1 protein-coding gene is annotated in these 239 nt (G+C 51.5%); it reads left to right on the plus strand.

What is annotated here, in order from left to right:
- Positions 1-239, plus strand: a 239-nt coding sequence (locus tag ACY2RR_RS24685) for an MFS transporter (RefSeq protein ID WP_490110851.1), incomplete at both ends; no start/stop codon positions are given.

A 239-nucleotide genomic window follows, 5' to 3' on the forward strand; every position in this document is an offset into this window, starting at 1 on the left:
GCATTTGCCTGGGTGCGAGATCATTTTGATGCCCGGGAGTCTGGTAAGTGGATCAGCTACGTGGGTGGAATGATCGGAACTATTCCTACTTTGGCTCCTACTCTCGGCGGAGTTCTGGCTGGGCAGTGGGGCTGGTCTGCCAACTTTGTTTTTATGGGGTTGTTAGGCAGGGCGGTTTTTATTTCTGCTATGATGTTGATGGAGAAAGGTCATCCCGTACACACAGCTCCGTCTAAGTC

This window comes from Parendozoicomonas sp. 2304DJ65-17 (assembly GCF_058148445.1).